The following is a 21502-nucleotide window of genomic DNA, read 5'->3' on the forward strand; positions in this document are numbered from 1 at the left end:
TTGAACAATAGTCACAGGCTACGACCCGCACCGCAGGCCGTCAGTTAGCTGGAACACACGCAGCTCAACGAACAAGCTATCATTTGGTGATTTGATAACCTTGCGGGGATTGCAATGGCATTAGTGTTGGGGCCTATCTTGAAGTTCTGTGGCTGTGCCGACGGCATGTGGGCTGTCAGCGCGCTGGCGGTGTGGACAGGCGAAGTAGCGCCGGCGGTAACAGCGGCCGTGCTGCCTGGTGCCGCGGCCGAGGTTCGACCGCTGGCCGTCGAGTCCCGCCGCTTGCGCACCCGTTTGCACAAGCGCGCAGTGCATGTCGTCGAGAGCTGGCGGTTCACTATTGAGCAGCACGCCACGCGCGAGCAGCAAGTCCAATACCTCGTCGACGGCCAGGCATTCACTTTCACCGTGCCGGCGCGCGACAGCGCCCCCACCTGCGCCTACACCTCCTGCAACGGCTTCTCCGACTACAAGAAAATGAAGGACATCCCGCAGGACCCGGTCTGGAACAAGATGCGCGACAACCACGCGCAGCGTCCCTACCACCTGCTGCTGATGGGCGGCGACCAGATTTACAGCGATGCAATGTGGACCACCACCGCCCTGAACGACTGGGCCGCCGCGCCAAACGACAAAAAACTCGCCAACAAGCCGATTACCAAGACGCTGCAAACCGAAGTCGACGATTTCTTCTTCGGTAACTACCTGAAGGTGTGGGCGTATCCGCATGTGGCGCGCATGTTCGCCACCGTTCCAACAGTGATGATGTGGGACGATCACGACATCATCGATGGCTGGGGCTCGTATCCGGACAAATTCCAGCAGTCGCCCGTGTTCAAGGCGATCTACAACATCGCGCGCGACTACTTCCTGCTATTCCAGCAGCACAGCACATCGGAGGCCGACGTGCCGCTGCGCCTCCCGTCGCAGCCTGGCTTCACCAAGGCCGCCCGCATTGGCGACTACGGCCTGCTGGTGCTCGACCTGCGCAGCGAACGCTCGCCGGAGGTCGTCATGGGCGATCAATCATGGCAGGCCGCCTATACCTGGCTGGAGTCCCAGGAGGACTGCAAGCACTTGCTGATCATGTCCAGCATCCCCGTCGTGCACCCCGACTTCAGCACGCTGGAAATGCTGCTGTGCGCCATGCCGGGCCAGCAGGAACTGGAAGACGACCTGAAAGACCATTGGCTAAGCCGCACCCACCAATGGGAACGCCTGCGCCTGATCCACCGCCTGCAGGAATGGTCGCAGCGTACCGGCGGCCGCGTGACCATCCTCTCCGGCGACGTGCACGTGGGCGCCATCGGCGCCATCGAATCCAGCCAGAAGCAGTATAAGGGCAAGCCGATCACCATCCACCAGCTGACTTCTTCGGGCGTGGTACATCCGCCGCCACCAGCGATGGCGCTGTTCTACCTCGAACACGTCGGCGACAAAGTGGAACAGCTGGAAGGCGGTATCACGACCTCGATGTACAAATTCCCCGGCACCTCGCACCGCTACATCGGCGCACGCAATTACCTGAGCCTTGAGCCTGACCGCATTGTGGACGGCCGCTCGCGCAACCGGCTATGGGCCAACTGGTATGTGGAGAATGAAGCACAGCCTTACCGGCAAGCGATCCTTCCGCTGACAGACTGATTAACTTGCGACGGCACCGGTTGTAGCACCAGCCAGTAGCGCCGGCTGCCATAGTTCCTGAAGGCTGGCAGCGGGCTTGCCGTTGATAAGGGCGAGCAGCATGTCGGCCATCCTGGCGCCGGCGGCGCGGGCGTTGGGCTGGTCGATGGTGGTGACGTCGATGTCGGCCAGGGTGTCGGCCATGCTGCCCCACACGATCAGGGAGATATCCCTGCCGATTACGATGCCGGCGTCGAGCAGCGCGCGCACTGCACCTACGCCGGCGAGGTGGTTGTCGACCACGATTGCGGTCGGTCGCGGCGTGGCGGCCAGGAGCGCTTGTACAGCAGCGTGACCAGCGCGGCGGTCGATGCAATCGTCCACCAGGTGGCGCGGATCGGCAGACAGGCCGGCGCCTGCCAGCGTGGCAAGGAAGCTGGCGCGGCGCTGCGCAGCGAAGTTCATTGCCAGCGGCGCGCTGATCATGGCGATGCGCTGGTGGCCCAGCGACAGCAAGCGCTCCAGCGCCACGCGGATGCCGGCTTCGTTGTCGTAGTCGAACCAGGCGTAAGGCGCATCGAGCTCTGTGCGGCCGTGCGCGATGAAGGGGAAGCCCGCTTTCGTGAGATAGGCAATGCGCTCATCGTGCACCAGCGTGCGGCTCACGACCAGGCCATCAACGCGCCGCCCGCGCACCATCTGCTCATAAGACGGCATTTCGTTGGACGGCGACACCGGGGCAATAATGAAATTCATGCGCTTCTCTTCCAGCGCCGCCGACATGCCCCCAACCACCTCGAGGAACATGGCGTCGCCCAGGTCTGCCGGCAGCAGCGGATAGATCGTGCCGAGCACGTTGCTGCGGCCAACGGCCAGGCTGCGCGCCATGGGATTGGCCTCGTAGCCGGATTCGCGCGCGGCACGCAGCACGCGCTCGCGCGTCAACTCGCTGACTTCGGGATAGCCGTTCAGCGCGCGGCTGACGGTCGTCTTGGACATGCCGAGTTTGTCGGCGAGGCTCTTCAGATTCATGGCGAGATTATAGCGGGAGCATCCAGCCCGTCGTCCGTGCCATCCACTGCCCGCTTGAAGAAATACAGCGTCACCAGCACGATTGCAATCGGGACCAGCGTCAGGTAAAACGCGAAGTGGCCGCTGAAGGCGCCGAACACATAGCCGGTGATCAGGGAACCCGTGGTGCCGCCCAAAGCGGAGAAGATCGCCAGCAGGCCAGTCATCGCCGAATGCTGGTGCTTGGGCAGGGAGCTGAGCATCACCGAGTTGATGCCTGGGTAGACCGGCGCCATGAACAAGCCAATCAGCGGAAACACGAAGGCTGCCAGCGGCGCATCGCGCCACCCGGCACCCGCAGGAACCACAACGTCATGCGTCATCGGCAGCGCAACCAGCACCACCGCGCCCATGCCGAACAGGCAAGCGTTCATCACCGGATACCAGTTCACGCGGCGCATCAGCACCCCGGCCGACAGCCGGCCTGCAGCAAGACAAGCCGCAAAGATGCTGGTGACCTGCACGCTCATGGCGGCCGGCAGGTGCAGGATCTCGTTGTTGAAGGTCGGCAGCCAGGTACCCACGCTCTGCTCGATCAATACGTACAGGAAAGCCGTCAGCACGAATACGCACACCAGCGGCTTGAAGAACAGCTTGAGCATGGCCGCAAATTCCTGCGGCAAGCTGCGCACTCCCGGCGGCGCGGCCAGGCGTTCGTCGAACGGGGTGAGCAGCAACAGCGTGAAAGTCAGCGCGCACAGGCCAGCCAGCGCCCAGTACACATGCAGCCAGCTTTGAGAATGCGAATCGTCAGAATCGATGAAGAAGCTGAACACCCAATAGGCGCACAGCACGCCCACCATGAAAAAGCCTTCCAGCGTATTCATGATGCCTGCATGCTGGCGGCGGTCGGCGGCCACCAGGCCAAGGGTGGAGTAGACCGACACTTTAACCAGCGCGAAGGCAACGCCGACGCACAGGAACAGCATCTTGGTGGTCAGGAAGGAAGGCAGCAGCGGCATCGACAGGCAAGCCGCCGTGACAATGGCGAGCCCGGTCAGCATCGCCTTCTTGTACCCGATGCGCGGCAGGAAGCTCGCCACCAGGAAGGAAACCACGGCAATCGGCAAGTCCTTGAACCCTTCCAGCACGCTGGCGGCGGATTTGCTGACACCGTAGTTGTTGATGACCTGCAGGATCACCGTGCCAACGCTGTTCAACAGGATGGCGAAGGTGAAATAGATCAGGAACAGGACCCAGATGATGCGCCGGTTTTGCATAGTGTCTCCATTATATTTTTGAATTGTTCCAGTCCCGGGATCACCGTATCTGCCTGCCACAGCGTGGCCGCCTGGCCTACGCCAATGGCAAACATGCCGGCCGCCTTGATAGCGCTTACGCCGGCAACAGCGTCTTCCACGCCAACGCAATCGGCCGGGTCTACGCCCAGTTCCGACGCCGCGCGCAGGAAGATTTCGGGATCGGGTTTGCCGCGCGCGATCGTCGCCGCGTCGACGACATAGTCGAACTTCTCGGTGATGCCGAGGCTTTCCAGCACTGTGAAGGCGTTCTTGCTGACCGACGCAAGGCCCACCTTCAAGCCTTGCGCGCGACACCAGTCCAACGCGGCTACTGCGCCGGGCAGCAGGTCGGCGGGCGACATCTCGGCGATCAACGTCTTGTAGTGTTCGTTCTTGCTGTCGGCCAGCGCCAGCTTCTCGGCGTCGCTGTAAGTACGCGGCGCACCGGCCAGTATCAGCTCCAGCGAGCCCATGCGGTCGATGCCCTTCAGGTTTTCGTTGAAGGCTTCGTCGAAGTGCACTTGCTGCGACTGCGCCAGTTTCTGCCAGGCCAGGAAGTGGTAATGGGCGGTATCGGTGATCACGCCATCGAGGTCGAAGATAACGGCTTTCATGCGAGCTCCTGGACCGGCGCGGCCGGGGTAATGGTGACGGGCACGCCGCGGTGCCGGAAGGCCAGTGCTTCGCCGCGCAGCAGGGTGTACTGCGTGCCGCCTGGGCTGACGCGCACCTGCAGCAAGCTGCCATGCAGGTGAATGCGGAACTGGTAGTGCTGCCACTGCTTCGGCAAGGTCGGTGCAAAGCGTACTTCGCCGTTTACAACGCGCATGCCGCCAAAGCCGTAGGCCACGCCCAGCCAGGTGCCGGCCATGGCCGCGGTGTGCACGCCGTAGTGGGTGTTGCCGTGCGTGTTGTCCAGGTCGAGCCGCGCAGTCTCCATGAAGTAGTCGTAGGCCTTCCCTGCGTAGCCCACTTCGGAGGCGATGATGCTGAAGATGCAGGACGACAGCGAGGAATCGTGCGTGGTCACCGCTTCGTAGTAGTCGAAATCGCGCTTCTTGTCGTCCAGCGTGAACTGCTCGCTCAATAGCAGCAGCGCCAGCACCACGTCGGCCTGCTTGCAGACCTGGTGGCGGTAGATCACCATCGGGTGGTAGTTCAGCAGCAGCGGGTATTTGTCGGCCGGCGTTCCTGCGAAGTCCCAAACTTTCTTGTCGAGGAAGCTGTCATCTTGCGGGTGGATGCCGAGCGCTGCGTCGTATGGCAGCAACATGGCGTCAGCGGCGCGGCGGAGTTCTTCCAGTTCGCCGTCGGCCAGCGCCACGGCGGCGGCAATGCGCGGCCATTCCTGCGGGTAATCGCGTTCGATGCGCTCGGCGGCCGCTGCAGCAAACTGCATGTGCAGCTTGGCCATGGCGTTGGTGTAGTAGTTGTTGTTCACCAGCGCGGTGTATTCATCGGGCCCTGTCACTTCGTTGATCACGAAGGCGCCCGCGCGGTTGTAGCTGCCGATGCCGAGCCAGATGCGCGCGGTCTCGATCAGGATTTCGGCGCCGTATTGCAGCAGGTAGGCATCGTCGCCCGTGGCATCCATGTATTGCTTGATGGAGTAGGCCACGTCGGCGTTGATGTGGTACTGCGCGGTGCCGGCGGGGAAATAGGCCGAGCATTCCTCGCCTGCGATGGTGCGCCACGGGTACAACGCGCCTTTGGCGTGCGACATCTGGCGCGCACGTTCGCGCGCGGCAGGCAGCCCGGCATAGCGGTACTCCAGCAGCTTGCGTGCAATCTCGGGCTTGTTGTACAGGAAGAACGGGAAGATGTAGATCTCGGTGTCCCAGAAATAATGGCCTTCGTAGCCCTCGCCCGTCACGCCCTTGGCGGAGATATTCGTTTTACCGTCGCGCCCGACCGACTGCAGCAGGTGGAACTGGTTGAAGCGGATACCCTGCTGCAGCGCGTCGTCGCCCGCCACTTCCACATCGGCCTGGGCCCAGAAGTCGGCCAGGTAGGCTTCCTGCTGCGCTGCCAGCTGGTCGAAGCCGAGGCCGCGCGCCGCCTCGAGTTCCGCGCGCGAACGCGCCATCAATTCGTCGGCGGCATGGTCGCGCGAACTGTAATAGCAGCCGTACTTCACCAGCCGCACGGCCTGGCCGTCGCGTGCATCAACGGAATATGACTGCACCAGGCGCGATCCTTCGACGCGCTGCGCGAAGATATGCTGCACATCGATCACCTGTGCGGCAGCGCTCACCAGCGTGAAGCCGCTGTTGTGGGTGCGCTGCTGCAGGGCGGCGAAATGCGGAGCCAGCTCGGTGCCGGTCAGCGCCAGCGCCGGGCCGGTGGTGGCGGAGCCGACACGCGGATCGTCGCCGGCTTCCAGGTTGCGCACCACGCCATCCACCGCGCATTCCAGCCGAAGCGCACCATCAAAGCCAAGCGGCGTCACCGTAAATTCAATCGCAAACAGGTGTTTGCTGGCGAAGCTGACCAGGCGGCGGCTGCGTACCTGCAGGCGGCGGCCGGACGGCGCTTGCCACACGATTTCGCGCTGCAGCAGGCCGCTGCGGAAGTCGAGGCGGCGCTCGTAGCTCTCCAGGTGGCCCTGCAGCAGGTCGAAGCGCTCTTCGCCCACCCACAGCACGATGCCCTTGGCGTTCGGCACATTCAGCATGAACTGGTTGTTGCGTGCCAGGCCGTAAGCATTCTCGGGGTACTGGATCGGCTCCGATTCATAGAAGCCGTTCAGGTAGGTGCCGTCCAGCGAGGTACCGGCCGGGCCGGCATAGCCTTCTTCCGGCGTGCCGCGCAGGCCGATGTAGCCATTGCCCAGTGCGAACAGGGTCTCATCCAGGAAATTCGACGCCGCATCGAAGGATGTTTCGCGGATACACCAGGCATCGAGGGGGTAGGTATGCTGCATCTTCTTCCTTCTTTTTCGATTCAAACCGGTTTGGATTCGGTATAAAAAATTTTTACGTAGCGCGCACGATGAGCGCCGTCGGCAAGGTTTCGGAAGTCACGGGACGCCCCTCCAGCAAGTCCAGCATCTTCTTGGCCAGCAGCACGCCGCCATCGCGCAGGTACTGGTGCACGCTGGTCAGGGCCGGCACAAAGCTCACTGCACCCGGCGTATCGTCGTAGCCGATAACCGACACCTGTTCCGGTACCCGCACATCGCGCTCGGCCAGCGCACGGATCGCGCCCATCGCCAGCAAGTCGCTGGCGGCAAACACGCCGTCGAACGACAAACCTTTCTTTTTCAGCAGGGAATCCAGGCAATCAAAGCCGGCTTCGAAGGTAAATGCCTTCGGCCGCATGATGTGCACGCTGCCCTGCCCTCCCAGCGCGTCGATGAAGCCCGCACAGCGTTCCTGCACCTCGGCGTGGTCGACGTCGCCAAGGAACAACACCTTCTTGCGACCCAGTTCGATGAAGCGCTGGGCGACACTGATACCGCCCTTGCGGTTGTCACTGCCGACCACCACGGTGTCGGCACCGGCTTCCGGCGCGCCCCACACCACCAGCGGCTGGGTACGCTTTTTGAGCGCCGTCACCGCTTCGCCATGCGAACCCTGGCCCAGCAGGATCAAGCCGTCGGCGCCTTGCACCGGGGCGGTATCCAGCAACTGGCGCGAGGTCAGCACCACGCTGTAGCCGGCAGTCGTCAGCTCCTGCGTGATTCCGCCCAACAATTCCAGCGGGTACGGGTCGGACATTGGCCGCCCCTTCTCGGGCGTCATTTCCACCACAACTGCCACCGAATACGAACGCCCCATGCGCAGGTTGCGCGCGCTGACGTTCAGGCGGTAGCCTTGGGCTTCCGCGATCTGGCGCACTTTCTCCCGCGTTTCTTCCGTGACGAGGGGACTGCCACGCAGGGCGCGCGACACGGTAATTTTCGAAACCCCTGCCAGCTTGGCGAGGTCTTCCATAGTTTTATTGACAGCCATGCGGGGCATTATGACAGATTTCGAAACCACGCAACAACAAAATGACATCGATAACATTTCGTTTGACATCGATATCATTTCTTGTTTCAATGGTCAGGCCTTGGAAAGCCGAATCACATAAAACGAAAGAAGAGACAAGTATGAAAAACCATCGGAAATTCCTGTTGTCGTCCATTTCCATCGCTGTACTGACCTTGATCGGCCAGGCCCAGGCCACGGAACAGGAAGGCCAGCAAGCCGCGGTGGAAGCCGCACCAGCCCCGTCGGCGGCAGACGCCGCCGTCCAGAAAGAAATCCAGCAAGTGGTCGTGACCGGCGTGGCTTCGGCGCGCGGCGCGCGCAAGCTGGACTCCGCCTTTTCCATCACCACCGCGTCGGAAGAACAACTCAAACAAGCCGCTCCGATCAGCACCGCCGACGTCATGAAACTGGTGCCGGGCGCCTTTGCCGAATCCACCGGCGGCCAGTCGGGCGCCAATATCCAGGTGCGCGGCTTCCCGTCCGGTTCCGATTCGCCATTCGTGTCGGTGCAAATGCAGGGCAACCCGCTCTACCCGGTGTCCACCCTGTCGTTCTTCGAAGGCTCTTCGGCTTTCCGCCTGGACGACACCATTGAGCGGGTGGAAGTGCTGCGCGGGGGTCCAAGCACTATCTTCTCCAGCGGCCAGCCGGGCGCCACCATGAATTTCATCCTGAAGAAAGGCGGCGATACGCCGGAAGGCTCGGTGCGCTTCACCACCGGTACCGGCGAACTGCGCCGGGTCGATGTCTTCTACGGCGGCAAGATTTCCGATGGCTGGTATGGCACCGTCGGCGGCTTCTACCGCAACACCCATGGCGTGCGCGATTCCGGCTTCCCTTCCGATGATGGCGGCCAAGTCACTGCGACCCTGACCCGCAAGCTGGACCAGGGCGCAGCGACCTTCTACGTGCGCCGCACCGACGACAAGAACGCTTTCTATACCGGCGTGCCGCTGGTCTCCAGCAACGACGGGCACACCATTACGGAATTCCCGGGCTTCGATCCGCTCAAGGGCACCTTGATGAGCAACGAGATGCGCCGCTTCACCGTGGAAGCCGGCCCGGGCAAGACCCTCAATTACGACCTGGGCGATGGCCGCGGCCTGAAATCGACCGTGCTCGGCATGGAGTTCGACCAGAACATCAACGGCTGGAACGTATCGAACAAGTTCAATCACTTCGACGGCGACTTGAACACCATTGCCATGTTCACCGGTAACAACCCCTTGTCCATGTCGGCTTATAACACTGCCGCACTGGCAGCAAATGGCGGCGCCACCGCTACCGCCACCTACCTGGATGGCACCGCGGTCGCGGGCAACCAGCAGGTGGTGCAAGCCGGCTTGTGGGCGGTCGAGAAGAAACTGAAGTCCTTCACCGACGAGATCCGCGTCAGCAAGGAGTGGATGCAGGACAACACCCTGACCGTGGGCGGCTACTTTGCCAACTACTCCTCGGACGACGTGTGGTACCTGGGCAGCAGCCACCTGATGACGGCCGTGCCGAACGCGCGCCTGATCAACGTCAAGCTGGACAACGGCGTCATCGTCTCCAACAACGGCAAGGACGGCAGCGTGTTCTATGCGCCGGTTGCCTCTTACGACGGCAGCAACACCGCCTTGTTCATCGCCAACGAATGGAAGGTCAACGACCAGGTCAAGATCGACGGCGGCATCCGCCGCGAGCGCCAGAAGCTGGATGCGACGATCTCCAACCTGGCCAGCGGCGACACGGACAACAACCCGCTGACGGTCTACAACAACAATACTTCGATGCCGACCGGCGCCAACACCGCGCTGAACCGCACCGATTCCGCCAACAGCTTCACGATCGGCGGCAACTACAAGCTGGCCAAGGATATGAGCGTGTTCGCACGTGCCAATATGGGCCACACCTTCGTCGCCTTTGACGACCTGCGCAATGCTGGCACCCAGGCCAGGGTCAATGACCGCAGCATCCTGCCGACGCCGAAGATCAAGCAGTACGAGCTGGGCTTCAAGACCGCCGGCCAGTTGTACAGCGCCTATATCAACTACTTCCACACCGACTTTGAAGGCATCGCCTTCCAGCAGATCCTGTCGAACGGCACTATCCTGAATTCGGTGTCCGGCTCCAAGGGCGATGGCGTGGAAGTGGAGCTGGCCGTGCGCCCGATCCGCGACCTCTCGCTCAGCCTGTCCGGCAACTGGCAGGACTCGAAGTACAAGGACAATCCGCTGACCGAAGGCAAACTGGTGCAGCGCCAGCCGAAGCTGCAATATCGCTTCACGCCGACCTACCGTATCCCGATGGGCGAGAACAATGCGCTCAAGCTGTACGGCACTTACACCTATGTGGGCGACCGCTGGGCCGACCAGTCGAACCTGCAATACCTGCCTTCCTACAAGACGGTGGACCTGGGCGCCTTGTACACCATCGGCGACAAGATCGAGCTCCGCCTGAGCGGCAACAACATCACCAACGAGCTCGGCCTGACCGAAGGCAACTCGCGCCTGACCACCGGCGGCAGCGGCCCTATCAATGCGCGCCCGCTGTTCGGCCGCAGCTGGGAGCTGTCGCTGGCCTACCGTTTCTGATGCAGTAACCCTTCCTTAGCTTTCCCCTCCGGGCGCCGCAGGATTTTCCAAGGCTGTGGCGCCCTTTTTTTCGCTTGCAAACTGAGCTCTAGCATTCGCCTGGGTTTTCGCCTAAGCTGACCGTGGTGCCTGAGTGAAAGCTTGCGACGAAGGTAGGATTCGTGGATAGGCTAAATCCCGTTAACGCTCTGCAGACTGGCGCGGCATTTGCTGAACGCAAGGTGCAGCAGGATCGCGACCGGGTCGCGCAAGATGAAGACCGCCTCGACCAAAGCCGCGCAACCCTGGAGCGCGACAGCCAGGAACTTTCCCGTACCCAGCTCGCAAGCCGCCGCGCGGAAGCCGCCAATACGCCCGCGCTTGCCCTACCCCGGCTCGACAACGCGATCGAGCAGCGCATTCCATCCGGCGTGCTGCCCGCGCCACCAACCATCAACTCCCTGGGCCAGGCAATCGGCAAGCTGATCAGTATCGCAGTCTGATCATTTTTTTTGCGGCGGCGGCTGCAGGCGAGCCTGTGCACGAATTGCCGGTGAATAGCCGCCGGCCGCCGACCGCTTGTATAACTCCAGCGCGCGTGCATTGTCCTGGGGCAGCAACTCCCCCTTTTCCAGCACCTCGCCGAGCGCGAATTGTGCCATCCGGTCCTGCTTTCCAGCCCCGTCCTCGAGCAGTTTCAAGCCCAGCTGGGGTTCAACGCCTTCGCGCACCAGCCATGCACCGAGTGCCCCCATGGCCATGGGATTGCCCTGGGCAATGGATTTCTCCAGCAGTTCGCGCCCGCGCTGCTGGTCCTGGACTCCAGCCATCCCGCTCAGCAGCGACACGCCCAAGGCCATTTGTGACTGGGAGCGGCCCTGGGCAGCGGCCTTCTCTGTCCAGGCCCAGCCTTCCTCGGGGTTCCTTGGCGTGTCCTTCCCGGTGATTAACACGTAACCCAAGGCCTCTTGGGCGATGGGATGTCCCAACTCGGCAGACTTGCGCAGCCAGCGCATGGATTCTTCGATATTGCGTTCAGCGCCACGGCGGTTCGCATAGATATTGCTCAGGCGGTACATGGCGTCGGCATCGCCTTGGGCCGCCAGTACCTTGTCCTTCTCGAAATCAGCTTGCAGTTGCTGCGGCGTTCTTTTGGCTTCCAGGGTCCAGACGTACTGCATCCTGGTCCAGGTCGGCTCAGTGCGGCCGACGCTTTCCGGCGGGGTGAACTGGCACTTGGCCAAACCGTCCTGAGCCGCCAGGTCCAGCTGGGCGTGGCCGCTCGACTTTTCAACGCGCGACTCCAACACCTTGCCGTCCAGGCCGACCAGGAAGGCCAGCGTCACCGTGCCGACCTGCTCATTGCGCAGCGCCTCCTTCGGCCATTCAGGCTTGGCGCAAGTCTTCAGGTCAGCGGAAATCTGCTTCGCGGCAGTCCGGTCGGTGCGTCCAACCGTGTCCGCCTGGGCCGGGAGGATAGCCAGGCCGGCCAACAGGGCTGGCAGGAGTTTCAGTAAGGTCATGGTAGTCACTTGCCAGGAAGTTAATATTTTCCTCACTGTAGCACGACTCTCTCTGCTGTGGCAGGGACCACAATTTCAGAAACTGCTGGTACGGTTTCATGGCATCCTCCACCAGGCGGCGCTGGCCTGCGGTTGGGCGATATTCAGCGCTTCGCCGATCATCGGCGTGGCCAGGGTTTGGCTGCGGGCCGCGGCCAGGGCGGTGATCTGCTCGAACGGGTCGTCCCAGCTGTGCATGGCCAGGTCGAAGGTGCCGTTGTGGATCGGCAGCATGACCTTGCCGCGCAAATCGATATGGGCCTGCATGGTTTCTTTCGGCTGCATATGGATGTCCGGCCACTGCGGGTCGTACGCGCCGGTCTCCATCAAGGTCAGGTCGAATGGTCCGAAGCGCTTGCCAATCTCCTTGAAGCCCTTGAAGTAGCCGGTGTCGCCGCTGAAAAAGACCTTCAGGCCGCCGCTTTCTATCACCCATGACGCCCACAGGGTCTTATTGCTGTCCCACAAGGTGCGGCCGGAGAAGTGCTGGGCCGGGGTGGCCGTCAGCTTCAGGCTGCCCGCTGACACCGATTGCCACCAGCCAAGCTGGCGCACTTTTTCGGCCGGCACGCCCCAGGACACCAGCGTGTCGCCCACGCCCAACGGCGCCAGGAAGTACTCGGTCTTGGCTTCCAGCTCGCGAACAGCAGCGTAATCGAGGTGGTCGTAATGGTTGTGCGACAGGATCACGCCCTTGATCGGCGGCAGTTCGGCAATGCTGACCGGTGGCGCATGGAAGCGTGCCGGACCCGCCCACTGCACCGGTGAAGCGCGCTTGGAGAATACCGGATCGGTCAGCCAGAACTCGCCGTTGAGCTTGAGCAGGATGGTCGAATGCCCCAGTCGGAACAAGGTATTGTCCTGTGCCGCCAGCAATTGCTCGCGAGTGAGTGCTTGCACCGGCAGCGCCTGGGCCGGCACGGTGTTGGCCGGCTTATTGAAGGTGAACTCCCAGAAAATCTTCAGCGTCTTGAGCAAGCCCGGCTGCCGGCGCGGGGCATCGTTCCGGTACGCAGGGCGGGAATCGGCAGCATTGCAAATAAGGCTAGTCATGATGGGGCTTGCTCCAGGTCGGCAGGGATGGCACAAAGATATTACACTACACAGTGTAGTTTCGACTTTGGGAAAAGTAAACTACCCGGTGTAAAATATTCTTTATGAACCAAGCCGACAAACTCACCGACCGCAAGCGCGCCGCCATCATCACGGCCGCCATTGCCGAATTCCGTGCCCGTGGCTTCGAAGCCACCAGCATGGACCGCATCGCGGCCGCCGCCAGCGTTTCCAAGCGCACGGTGTACAACCACTTCGCCAGCAAGGACGAGCTGTTCGAACAGATCCTGCAGGAATTGTGGGATTGCAGTGCCGCCCTGAACGCCATCACCTATCAGCAAGGCCAGCCGATCAAGCCGCAGCTGATGGAGCTGATGCGCCAGAAAATGGCCATGCTGCGCGACGCTTACTTCCTCGACCTGGTGCGCGTCGCCATTGCGGAAGCGATCCATGCGCCGCAACGCGCCGGCGACATGATGACCAAACTGGGCAAGAAGGAAGAAGGCGTGGCCAGCTTCCTGCGTGCGGCCCAGGAGGACAAGGCACTGAAGGCGGGCGACCCGGCCTTCATGTCGCATATGCTGCAGGGCCAGTTGAAATCGTTCGCCCTGTGGCCGCAAGTGGCGATGGGCAAAACGCCGCTGACGCCGCAGGAGCAGGAGGCGGTCATCAGCGCCACCGTCGAAATGTTCCTGTCCTACTACGGCATTAATTGAAGCGTACAGCGTACACCGGCGGCAGCGTGGTGGAAATGGTCTGCCAGTGCTCGCCGCCATTGGTCGACAACCAGGCGCCGCCGGTGGTCGACGCCATCAGCAAGGTCTTGCCGTCGTCGGCCACCGCCAGGCCATGGCGATACACCAGGTCGTAGCAATGCTCCTGCGGCAGGCCGCCGCGCAAGGTGCTGAAACTGGCGCCGCCATCGGCGGTGCGGTTGACGGCCAGCGCCGCCTGCACCGGCACCCGCTGCTGGTCGGCCACGGCCGGCGCGAACCAGGCGGTCTTGCCGTCGCGCGGATGCACCGCCACGGCGAAGCCAAAGCTCGACAGCGGCGCCGTGACTTCTTCCCAGCTGGCCCCGTTATCGCGCGACTGCCAGATGCCGTTATGGTGCTGGCACCACAGCACGTCCGGCTCGGCGGCGCAGCGCACGATGCGGTGCGGATCCTGTACCGCGCCGTTGTCCTGCATCTCGGGCGGCATGTAGCGCGCGGCCATGCCTTGGGTGCGCAGCTGCCAGCTTGCGCCGCCATCGCGCGTCAGCCAGGCGCCGCCGCAGGAGACGCCGACCAGCACCGCATTGCTGTCGCGCGGGTCGACGCAGATGCTGTGGATGCCCGGTACGTCGTAGCCGCCGCCAAACCACTGCGCGCGTTCGGCAACGTTCCACAGCGACTCCACCAATTGCCAGCTTGCACCGCGGTCGCCGGAGCGGAACAGGCCGCCCGGCAGGGTGCCGGCCCACAGCACGCCCGGCTGGTCCGCTCCGCCCGTTTCGAGCGACCAGATTTGCTTGAGGGTCCAGTCCAGCTTGTCGCTGCTGTCCTGCGGTTTGGGCGGATAGGCCGGCACCGCGATTTCCTGCCACGCCGTACTGCCGGCATCGCGCCGGTGCAGCTTGGCGCCGAAATGGCCCAGGTTCAGGCACGCATAGGTGGCGCCATCGCGCGCATCGTGCAGCACCATCGATACCGGGTCGCCGAAAAAGGCTTTGTCCTCCTCCAGCGTCCATTCGCCATTGCGGTAAGCCAGTTCGAACAAGCCTTTGCGGCTTGCAATGAAAGCGCGGTCTGCCATGTCACCCTCCGGATAAGGCTTGCAGCACGTAAATCTTGGAATCACTGCGCAGCGGCTCGTTCAGTTCACTGCGCTTGCCGTCGATGAACACCACGACGTTGGCACGCAGGCGGCCCTGTTCGTCCAGCACATAGGCCCCCAGGCGCGGGTTTGCAGCAAAGGCCTCGTCCAGCGCTGCGCGCAAAGTGGCCGCCCGGGTCTCCAGCGTCGGAACCGGCAGGAAGCGCGCCAACTGCTGGGTGAAGATGATCTGGGCCATGGGAAAGCTATTCTAGCGCGCTTTGGCCTACAATAAACTCGTCTGCATAACCGGAGCCGCGCATGGGTATCACCCCGCAGGAACTCGAGCTGCTGATGCACGAAGTGGAGCAGGAAGACCCGATCGATTTTGCCGACCTGCCGTTCGACGAACAGGAGTTGCGCGAACTGGTGGCCAACCATTTGTGCGAAATGGCCGATGCCATGGAGCGCTTCAGTGAAGAAGACCGCCGCCTGACCCTGCTGGCGGTGGCGGCCAAACTGGTGCTGGAAAACCTGGTGCTGCATGTGCAGCTGCTCAGGCGCCACGGCTTGCCGCTCAACGAGCAGACCGCCGCCCTGCTGTCGCGCCTGCGCAAGGGCGACAGCGACGCCGGCTAGACGCGCTGCGCCGGCTGCAGCATATTGCGCGCCAGGCGCAGGCCGAACTTGCCGATGCCCTGGTCCCAGGGCGTGAAGCGCGGCAGCTGGTACCAGTCGGTCTCGCCGCGGCTGACGCCCCACGCGGTGGAGACTGCCGCCTCGAAGCCCATCTCGCGCACCATGGCGACGTGCTCGGGCAGGTAATCCTGGCCCGGCTTGCCGTTCGGGTAAGCGAACACGCGCACCGGCGCATCGAGCGCCGCCTCCAGCGCAGCCCTGCCCTGCGCGATTTCCCGGCGCGCCTCCGCCAGCGGCAAGCGCGCCAGGATCGGATGGTTGACCGTATGCCCGCCAATGCCCATGCCGGCCGCATGCAGCGTGCGCAATTGCAGGCTGCTCATCATCAGGTCGCGCGGCAACGCCATGCCGGCCAGGTTGGCCACCTGGTCGACCTGCTGCAGCCGCTGCTCCAGCGGCAGGTATTTGAGCTGGCCAAGCAGGGCGCCGATCGTGCTGCGCCGTGCTTCCCAGCTATCGATGGCATGCCGCCCCAGGCCCAGCGCCCCCACGTCCAGCACATCGCCCGGCGCCCGGCGCACGGTTTCGATCACGGTATCGTTCCACATGCGGCCGCCGTCCAGGAAGCCCGTGGCAATGAAGAAGGTCGCATGCAGGCCGTGCTTCTGCAGCACGGGTAGCGCGACTTCCGCGTTGTCGGCGTAGCCGTCGTCGAAGGTGATGCAGGCGCTGCGCGCCGGCAGGCGCCCTTCTGCCGCCAGCCGCACGGCGTCGAGCAAGGGCAGCACTTTGAAACGTGATTTGAGCCATCCAAGCTGGCGCTCGAACTGCTCACGGTGCACCTCGCCCGGGAACAGCGGGTCTTGCGCCGGCAGGACGCGGTGGTAAATCAGGATGGCCGGCGCATGGCTGCCGCCGCCGGACAGCAGTGACAGGGCGCCACGCTCCAGTTGCCGCTTAAGCCACACCTTGCGCCTCCTGTTCCTGCGCGGAGCGCGCGGGCGCCGCCTGTTCGTTCAAGGTCTTTTGCACCAGCAGGCGGGTCGCCACCATGAGCACCATGATGTAGTAGGGCACGTCGAAGTAGGCCAGGCTGAGAAAGGCGCCGCCGACCAGGAAGCCGATCAGGCTTACCTGCAGCATGCGTACCAGCTTGCTGGCCCATTCCAGTTCAGGCACCTTGCCGGCGTGCCGGATCACCCAGGTGCCATTGCGCCAGACCACCAGGTACATCAGCAGGAAGAGCGCCAAGCCGACATAGCCATGTTCACCCAACACCTGGAAGTAGATGCTGTGGGCGGCGTGGATATCGTCCGGATTGGGCGCATACAGCTGGAAGATGTATTTGTTGTAGATCTGGTAGCCGCCGCCGAACAGCGGATGGTCGTTTGCCAGGTTGATGGCCATCTTCCAGGCATTGATGCGGCCCATCGCCGAACTGTCCTGCTCATAGGTGTTGATGGTATCGATCCGGCTGTGCCATTGCTCCGGCATGAATACCAGCGCCAGCGGCGCCAACGCCACCATCAGCGCACCGAGCTTCAATTTTTCCTGGCTCTTCAGCCACAGGAAGCCCAGCATGGCTGCCAGCGCCACTGCCGCGCCGCGCGAGTAGGAACCGAGGGCAGCCAGCACGCATAGTCCCGCTGCCGCCCACATTGCGCGTTTGCCCCATTTGCCGCTGATCAAGCCTGTCAGGAACAGCATCAGGGGCACCGCCATGATCAAGGCCAGCGCGATCTCGTTATTTCCTTCGATGAAGGTGCCGGCTGGACCCCAGACGCGGTAAGCACCGGCGCTGCGGATAGTGAACAGCCCGCCCTTGACGCCATAAAAGCCCAGCGAGATCACAATCGCCCACACCACCATTTCAATGTCCTTGCGGCTGCGCACCAGCATCGCCACAACCAGGGTCATCAGCATGATTTTCACCACTTTGTTCAGCAACGGCAACGGGTTTTCCGGGCCGATGGCAAACAAGGTGGTCAGGCACATCCAGCCCGTAAACGCCACCAGGATCCAGGTCAGGCCGGTATTCGGGAACTTCACTTCCTTTGACTTGGCCAGCATCGCCAGCAGCGTCGTGCCCGCGATGATCGCCGCGAACGGCATGCTCTGCGCCCACCCCCAGCTCTGGGTATGCGGGTTCATGACGCTGATCCAGATCCACAGCACGGCACCGTAGAACGGGCGCTTGAAGATGAACGGCAGCGAGCCGAAAACAATCAGGGTAATGATTATGTCGCGCATGGCGCCTCCCGGCTTACTTCGTCAAGGCGTTCCATGGGGTCTCCAGCTTGGTCACGCAATAGCGGTACTTGCCGCTCTTTTCCGGCAGGATTTCCGGCACCAGTTCCACCTCGATCCGGACCTGCTTGCCCATGCGGGCATGGAAGCCGGCTTCAACAGTCTGTCGCGCCTTGTCGTCGAACTGGCCGTCGTACACAATCTGCACGCGGGTCCAGTCCAGGGTCTCCTGGATCACCTTGAAGGCGCGCACCGCCGGCAGGTCGCGCATGATATAGGCCAGCGCGGCGCTGTGGATCAGGGTGCCGTCCTGGTTGATCAGGAAATCGGTGGTGCGGCCGTGGATTTCCTTCAGCACCGGCAGGGTGCGGCCGCAGCTGCATGCTTCGGTGTCCAGCGCGCCGACGTCGCCGGTGCGGTAGCGGATGAAGGGGAAATCGCCCGACTGCAAATGGGTCACCACGATTTCGCCCGACTCCCCGGCCGGCAGTTGCCGGCCCTCCGGGTCCAGCACCTCGATCACTATGTCTTCGCTCGTGATGTGCAGCTTGCCGGCCGGGCACTGGTGGGCGATGAAGCCGGAATCGCGGCCGCCGTAGCCATTGGCCACGGGGCAGCCGAACACGCGCTCGATCTGCTCGCGCTGCGACTGGTACAGGCATTCGGAAGTGACGAAGGCCACGCGGATGCCCAGCTGGTCGAGGCGGATGCCACTGTCTTCGGCATGCGCGGCGATGCGCGCCAGCACGGTGGGGTAGCCGAACAGCATCTTCGGCTTGCGCTGGCGGATGCGCTGCACATGGCCATCCAGCCCTGCCGCGGTGGTGGCGAAGGCCGACATCAGCTCGGTGCGCATCAGGGTGTCGCGCACCATGCGCACGCGGTCCTGCGCGCCCAATTCGATGGGCGAACCCCAGATCACGATTTCGCGGTCGCCGATATCGACATCCCACCAGCGCGTGGCGCGCCATTTCGCCGCCACATCGTGGCTGACGCGGTGGCGCCCGACAAAGAAGGTGAGCGGCGCGCCGGTCGAGCCGCCGGTGTTATAGCGCACCAGGTTCTGCGCATCGTCGGCTTTCAGCGCGTCGATATTGCCGCGGATCGCGGCCTTGTCCAGCAGCGGCAGGCGCATCAGGTCCGCTACGCCCTTGAAGTCGCGCGCGGCGTCGAAGCCGATGCCGGCAAAGGCCGCGCGGTAGTAAGGGACGTGGCGCTGGGCGCGCAGCAGCAGCGCGCGCAGGCGTTCGAGCTGCAGTTGCTGCAGCCTGGCCGGCGGCCAGTACTGGGTCTGCTCCATATGGCGGCGCACGGCCACGCTGCTGTGCTTCTTGAGCTTTTCATGCAGCGGGAACAGCAGGCCGGAGACCAGGGCGGTGTAGATCATGGGCGGCGCCCTCCTTTGCTTGCCAGCGCCTGGCGGTACACGTCCAGCAGGCGCGGCTTGACGCTTGACCAGGCATACTGCGCCACGCTGGCGCGGCCGGCGCTGCGCAGCGCCTCGGCCAGCGCCGGTTGTTCGGCCAGGCGCAGCACGGCTTGCGCCATCGCCGCCGGATCGGCCGGCGGCACCAGCAGCGCGGTCTTGCCGTCTTCCACCACATACGGCACGCCGCCGACATTGGTGCTGACCACCAGGGCGCCGCTGGCCAATGCTTCCAGCACCGAATTGGGCATATTGTCGACCAGGCTCGGATTCAGCATGATGTCGGCGTTGCGGTACAGCGCCGGCATGTCGGCCGTGTCGACGCGGCCGGTGAAATGCACGGCATGCGCCACGCCCAGCCCCAGCGCCAGCTGTTCCAGTTCGCCGCGCAGCGGGCCGGAGCCGGCCACCGTGAGCCTGGCCTCGGGATGGCTCTGGCGGATGAGCGCGAAAGCGCGCAGCGCGCTGGCGTTGTCGTACACCTCTTCCAGGTTGCGCGCCACCAGCAGGCGCAAGGCGCCGCGCGCACGCGGCGCTGCGTCGGCGGCAAAGCGCTCCAGGTTGACGATATTGGGCACGATCACCGAGTTGATGCCGTGCTGGCCGAAGACATGGGCCAGGAAGCCAGAAGGCACGGCCAGCGCGGCGCAGCGGCGCAGGCTGGGCCGCATCCAGGCTGCGGCCTGCTTGAGGAAATTGGCGGCCTCGCCGCCCCGGTAGTTGACCACCACCGGGGTGCCGCGCAGGTGCGCGATCCAGATCGCCGGCGCCGCAAACAGATGCCAGGACCAGCCGGAATTGGCCATCACATGGAACACCTGCACCCGGCCGGCGGCGCGCCACAGGCCCGCCACATAAGGCAGCATGCGCAGCAGCGCGCGCACCCCGCGCAGCTTGCCGGCCCAGGCCGGGCGGTAGGGCGCGTTGGTCTGCACGAATTCGACGGCGATGCCGGCATCGCGCAGCAAGCCGGCCAGCTGCAAGGCCTGGTTGGCCATGCCGCCGGACGGCGGCGGCAGCGGGCCGACCAGCGCTATGCGCTGCACTTCCGGCGCATCCATGGTGCGCGGCACGGCGGCAAAGGCTTGCTGCGGCGCGTTCATGCCAGTGCCTTCTCCGTGATGCTGCCGTACACGTTGCGGTAGCGCGCCACGCTGGCGGTCCAGTTGCGCTCTTCCTCGACGAAGCGGCGCCCCGACTGGCGCAGTTGCTGCCATGTTTGCGGCGCTTCCAGCAGCGCCAGCACCTGCTGCGACAAGGCTGCCGCATCGCCGGCGGCAAACAGCACGCCGGTGCGGCCGTCGTCGATCAGTTCCTTGTGGCCGCCCACGTCGGAGGCCACCATCAGGCGGCCCTGGGCCATCGCTTCCAGCGGCTTGAGCGGCGTGACCAGGTCGGTCAGGCGCATCTTGTGGCGCGGGTAGCACAGCACGTCCACCAGGTTGTAGTAGCGCTGCACTTCGCTGTGCGGCACGCGGCCGGTGAAGACCACCTTGTCCTCGACGCCGAGCGCCCGGGCTTGCGCCCGCAGCGCTGCATCCTGCGGGCCGCCGCCCACCAGCAGCACGCGCGTTTCCGGGCGCCGGGCCAGCATGGCCGGCAGTGCGTTGAGCAGGATGTCCAGCCCCTCGTAGGCGTAGAAGGAGCCGATGAAACCCAGCACGGTCCTGCCCTCCAGGCCAAGCTGCCGCGCCAGCGCTTCGTCGCGCGCGCCGCCGACTGCGAAGTCGCCAATGTCGACCGCGTTCGGGATCACCTCGATTTTCCTGGCCGGGATGCCGCGCCCGATGATCTCGCTGCGCAAGCCCTCGCAAATGGTGGTGGCGGCGTCGACGCGTCGCAGCGCCCAGGTTTCCATGGCGCGCGTCAGGCGATAGCGCACGCCCCATTCCTTGCTGGTGCCGTGGTCGACCGCGGCGTCTTCCCAGAAGGCGCGGATCTCGTACACCACCGGGATGCCGAGCTTGCGCCCGACGCGCAGCGCGGCTACGGCGTTCAGGGCCGGCGAATGCGCGTGCAGTACGTCGGGCTTCACTTCCCGCGCCACTTCAAGCAGGCGCGCGGCCAGCGCGTTGATGACAGCCACCTGGTTCAACACCGGCAGCTTTGCCAGCGGCCCGCTGGCTGGCGGCGTGCGGTAGAACTCCAGTCCGTCGACGGTTTCGCAGGCCGCACTGCAGGCGCCCTGCTTCGGGCTGGTGATATGGAAGGTCTGCCAGCCGCGCGCACGCTGGGCCTGCAGGATGGAGCGCGTGCGGAAGGTATAGCCGCTGTGCAGCGGGATCGAATGGTCCAGCACGTGCAGGATACGGAT

The 21502-nt window shown here is 63.8% G+C and carries 19 protein-coding genes; 5 read left to right on the plus strand and 14 right to left on the minus strand.

All coding sequences use genetic code 11. The features are described from left to right. The first annotated feature begins 114 nt into the window (after nt 1–114). Nucleotides 115–1644 carry an alkaline phosphatase D family protein gene (locus ASD07_RS06415; RefSeq protein ID WP_082507165.1) on the plus strand — a complete coding sequence of 510 codons (1530 nt, stop codon included), beginning with the start codon at nt 115–117 and terminating at the stop codon, nt 1642–1644. On the opposite strand, the gene ASD07_RS06420 is transcribed toward ASD07_RS06415, so the two are convergent. The 5 genes from ASD07_RS06420 to ASD07_RS06440 are packed head-to-tail and all read right to left on the minus strand — an operon-like array spanning nt 1645 to nt 7888. After that, nucleotides 1645–2655 carry a substrate-binding domain-containing protein gene (locus ASD07_RS06420; RefSeq protein WP_055926890.1) on the minus strand — a complete coding sequence of 337 codons (1011 nt, stop codon included), beginning with the start codon at nt 2653–2655 and terminating at the stop codon, nt 1645–1647. Then, nucleotides 2652–3914, minus strand: coding sequence for a sugar MFS transporter (locus ASD07_RS06425; RefSeq protein WP_055926892.1), 1263 nt, complete (start codon nt 3912–3914; stop codon nt 2652–2654). Before ASD07_RS06425 ends, ASD07_RS06420 begins: the two co-directional genes overlap by 4 nt. Next, nucleotides 3878–4549 carry a beta-phosphoglucomutase gene (gene pgmB, locus ASD07_RS06430; protein WP_055926894.1) on the minus strand — a complete coding sequence of 224 codons (672 nt, stop codon included), beginning with the start codon at nt 4547–4549 and terminating at the stop codon, nt 3878–3880. The genes ASD07_RS06425 and pgmB overlap by 37 nt, the downstream gene beginning before the upstream one ends. Continuing rightward, nucleotides 4546–6858, minus strand: a complete 2313-nt coding sequence (locus ASD07_RS06435; RefSeq protein WP_055926896.1) for a glycoside hydrolase family 65 protein — start codon at nt 6856–6858, stop codon at nt 4546–4548. The genes pgmB and ASD07_RS06435 overlap by 4 nt, the downstream gene beginning before the upstream one ends. Nucleotides 6859–6910: 52 nt before the next feature. Then, entirely contained in the window at nt 6911–7888 is a 978-nt protein-coding gene (locus ASD07_RS06440) for a LacI family DNA-binding transcriptional regulator (RefSeq protein ID WP_229207075.1), read from the minus strand. A gap of 140 nt (nt 7889–8028) precedes the next feature. On the opposite strand from ASD07_RS06440, the gene ASD07_RS06445 reads away from it, so the two are divergent. Then, a complete protein-coding gene (locus ASD07_RS06445) occupies nt 8029–10485 on the plus strand; it encodes a TonB-dependent receptor (RefSeq protein ID WP_055926900.1) in 2457 nt (818 codons plus the stop codon). A 161-nt stretch (nt 10486–10646) separates the two neighbouring features. Beyond that, nucleotides 10647–10967, plus strand: a complete 321-nt coding sequence (locus ASD07_RS06450; RefSeq protein WP_156397904.1) for a hypothetical protein — start codon at nt 10647–10649, stop codon at nt 10965–10967. Here ASD07_RS06450 and ASD07_RS29975 read toward each other — a convergent pair whose 3' ends face one another. Together ASD07_RS29975 and ASD07_RS06460 are read right to left on the minus strand one after the other, a co-directional pair. After that, entirely contained in the window at nt 10968–11987 is a 1020-nt protein-coding gene (locus ASD07_RS29975) for a TonB family protein (protein ID WP_082507166.1), read from the minus strand. A gap of 96 nt (nt 11988–12083) precedes the next feature. Continuing rightward, a complete protein-coding gene (locus ASD07_RS06460; RefSeq protein WP_055926903.1) occupies nt 12084–13079 on the minus strand; it encodes an MBL fold metallo-hydrolase in 996 nt (331 codons plus the stop codon). A 104-nt stretch (nt 13080–13183) separates the two neighbouring features. Between ASD07_RS06460 and ASD07_RS06465 the strand changes: the two genes are divergently transcribed. After that, nucleotides 13184–13795 (plus strand): TetR/AcrR family transcriptional regulator, encoded by a 612-nt coding sequence (locus ASD07_RS06465; RefSeq protein ID WP_055926905.1) that lies wholly within the window; start codon nt 13184–13186, stop codon nt 13793–13795. On the opposite strand, the gene ASD07_RS06470 is transcribed toward ASD07_RS06465, so the two are convergent. Both ASD07_RS06470 and ASD07_RS06475 read right to left on the minus strand, forming a co-directional pair. After that, nucleotides 13788–14876 carry a hypothetical protein gene (locus ASD07_RS06470; RefSeq protein WP_055926907.1) on the minus strand — a complete coding sequence of 363 codons (1089 nt, stop codon included), beginning with the start codon at nt 14874–14876 and terminating at the stop codon, nt 13788–13790. The two genes, ASD07_RS06465 and ASD07_RS06470, sit on opposite strands and share 8 nt — an antisense overlap. A gap of 1 nt (nt 14877) precedes the next feature. Next, on the minus strand, nt 14878–15135 hold the full coding sequence (locus tag ASD07_RS06475; RefSeq protein ID WP_055926909.1) for a MoaD/ThiS family protein: 258 nt from the start codon (nt 15133–15135) through the stop codon (nt 14878–14880). Nucleotides 15136–15197: 62 nt separating this feature from the next. On the opposite strand from ASD07_RS06475, the gene ASD07_RS06480 reads away from it, so the two are divergent. Beyond that, on the plus strand, nt 15198–15515 hold the full coding sequence (locus tag ASD07_RS06480; protein WP_055926911.1) for a hypothetical protein: 318 nt from the start codon (nt 15198–15200) through the stop codon (nt 15513–15515). Here ASD07_RS06480 and ASD07_RS06485 read toward each other — a convergent pair. From ASD07_RS06485 to ASD07_RS06505, 5 genes are read right to left on the minus strand one after another with little or no spacing between them, the layout of a single operon-like run. Then, nucleotides 15512–16483 carry a polysaccharide deacetylase family protein gene (locus ASD07_RS06485; RefSeq protein ID WP_229207076.1) on the minus strand — a complete coding sequence of 324 codons (972 nt, stop codon included), beginning with the start codon at nt 16481–16483 and terminating at the stop codon, nt 15512–15514. The genes ASD07_RS06480 and ASD07_RS06485 overlap by 4 nt on opposite strands. After that, nucleotides 16473–17765 (minus strand): putative O-glycosylation ligase, exosortase A system-associated, encoded by a 1293-nt coding sequence (locus ASD07_RS06490; protein ID WP_055926913.1) that lies wholly within the window; start codon nt 17763–17765, stop codon nt 16473–16475. The genes ASD07_RS06485 and ASD07_RS06490 overlap by 11 nt, the downstream gene beginning before the upstream one ends. Before the next feature lie 13 nt (nt 17766–17778). Next, nucleotides 17779–19149, minus strand: a complete 1371-nt coding sequence (locus ASD07_RS06495) for a phenylacetate--CoA ligase family protein (RefSeq protein WP_055926915.1) — start codon at nt 19147–19149, stop codon at nt 17779–17781. Then, the gene (locus tag ASD07_RS30690) at nt 19146–20291 is read right to left on the minus strand and encodes a glycosyltransferase family 4 protein (RefSeq protein WP_229207077.1); all 1146 of its coding nucleotides are present in this window, start codon (nt 20289–20291) and stop codon (nt 19146–19148) included. Before ASD07_RS30690 ends, ASD07_RS06495 begins: the two co-directional genes overlap by 4 nt. After that, nucleotides 20288–21502 carry a TIGR04063 family PEP-CTERM/XrtA system glycosyltransferase gene (locus ASD07_RS06505; RefSeq protein ID WP_055927339.1) on the minus strand — a complete coding sequence of 405 codons (1215 nt, stop codon included), beginning with the start codon at nt 21500–21502 and terminating at the stop codon, nt 20288–20290. The genes ASD07_RS30690 and ASD07_RS06505 overlap by 4 nt, the downstream gene beginning before the upstream one ends.

Source organism: Duganella sp. Root336D2 (genome assembly GCF_001425005.1).
GTDB lineage: Bacteria > Pseudomonadota > Gammaproteobacteria > Burkholderiales > Burkholderiaceae_D > Rugamonas.

Bases quoted from the DNA above. Each gene is read 5' to 3' on its own strand.
- ASD07_RS06415 (WP_082507165.1), top strand. From the start codon at position 115: ATGGCATTAGTGTTGGGGCCTATCTTGAAGTTCTGTGGCTGTGCCGAC.
- ASD07_RS06420 (WP_055926890.1), bottom strand. From the start codon at position 2,655: ATGAATCTGAAGAGCCTCGCCGACAAACTCGGCATGTCCAAGACGACC.
- ASD07_RS06425 (WP_055926892.1), bottom strand. From the start codon at position 3,914: ATGCAAAACCGGCGCATCATCTGGGTCCTGTTCCTGATCTATTTCACC.
- pgmB (WP_055926894.1), bottom strand. From the start codon at position 4,549: ATGAAAGCCGTTATCTTCGACCTCGATGGCGTGATCACCGATACCGCC.
- ASD07_RS06435 (WP_055926896.1), bottom strand. From the start codon at position 6,858: ATGCAGCATACCTACCCCCTCGATGCCTGGTGTATCCGCGAAACATCC.
- ASD07_RS06440 (WP_229207075.1), bottom strand. From the start codon at position 7,888: ATGGCTGTCAATAAAACTATGGAAGACCTCGCCAAGCTGGCAGGGGTT.
- ASD07_RS06445 (WP_055926900.1), top strand. From the start codon at position 8,029: ATGAAAAACCATCGGAAATTCCTGTTGTCGTCCATTTCCATCGCTGTA.
- ASD07_RS29975 (WP_082507166.1), bottom strand. From the start codon at position 11,987: ATGACCTTACTGAAACTCCTGCCAGCCCTGTTGGCCGGCCTGGCTATC.
- ASD07_RS06460 (WP_055926903.1), bottom strand. From the start codon at position 13,079: ATGACTAGCCTTATTTGCAATGCTGCCGATTCCCGCCCTGCGTACCGG.
- ASD07_RS06465 (WP_055926905.1), top strand. From the start codon at position 13,184: ATGAACCAAGCCGACAAACTCACCGACCGCAAGCGCGCCGCCATCATC.
- ASD07_RS06470 (WP_055926907.1), bottom strand. From the start codon at position 14,876: ATGGCAGACCGCGCTTTCATTGCAAGCCGCAAAGGCTTGTTCGAACTG.
- ASD07_RS06475 (WP_055926909.1), bottom strand. From the start codon at position 15,135: ATGGCCCAGATCATCTTCACCCAGCAGTTGGCGCGCTTCCTGCCGGTT.
- ASD07_RS06480 (WP_055926911.1), top strand. From the start codon at position 15,198: ATGGGTATCACCCCGCAGGAACTCGAGCTGCTGATGCACGAAGTGGAG.
- ASD07_RS06490 (WP_055926913.1), bottom strand. From the start codon at position 17,765: ATGCGCGACATAATCATTACCCTGATTGTTTTCGGCTCGCTGCCGTTC.
- ASD07_RS06495 (WP_055926915.1), bottom strand. From the start codon at position 19,149: ATGATCTACACCGCCCTGGTCTCCGGCCTGCTGTTCCCGCTGCATGAA.
- ASD07_RS30690 (WP_229207077.1), bottom strand. From the start codon at position 20,291: ATGAACGCGCCGCAGCAAGCCTTTGCCGCCGTGCCGCGCACCATGGAT.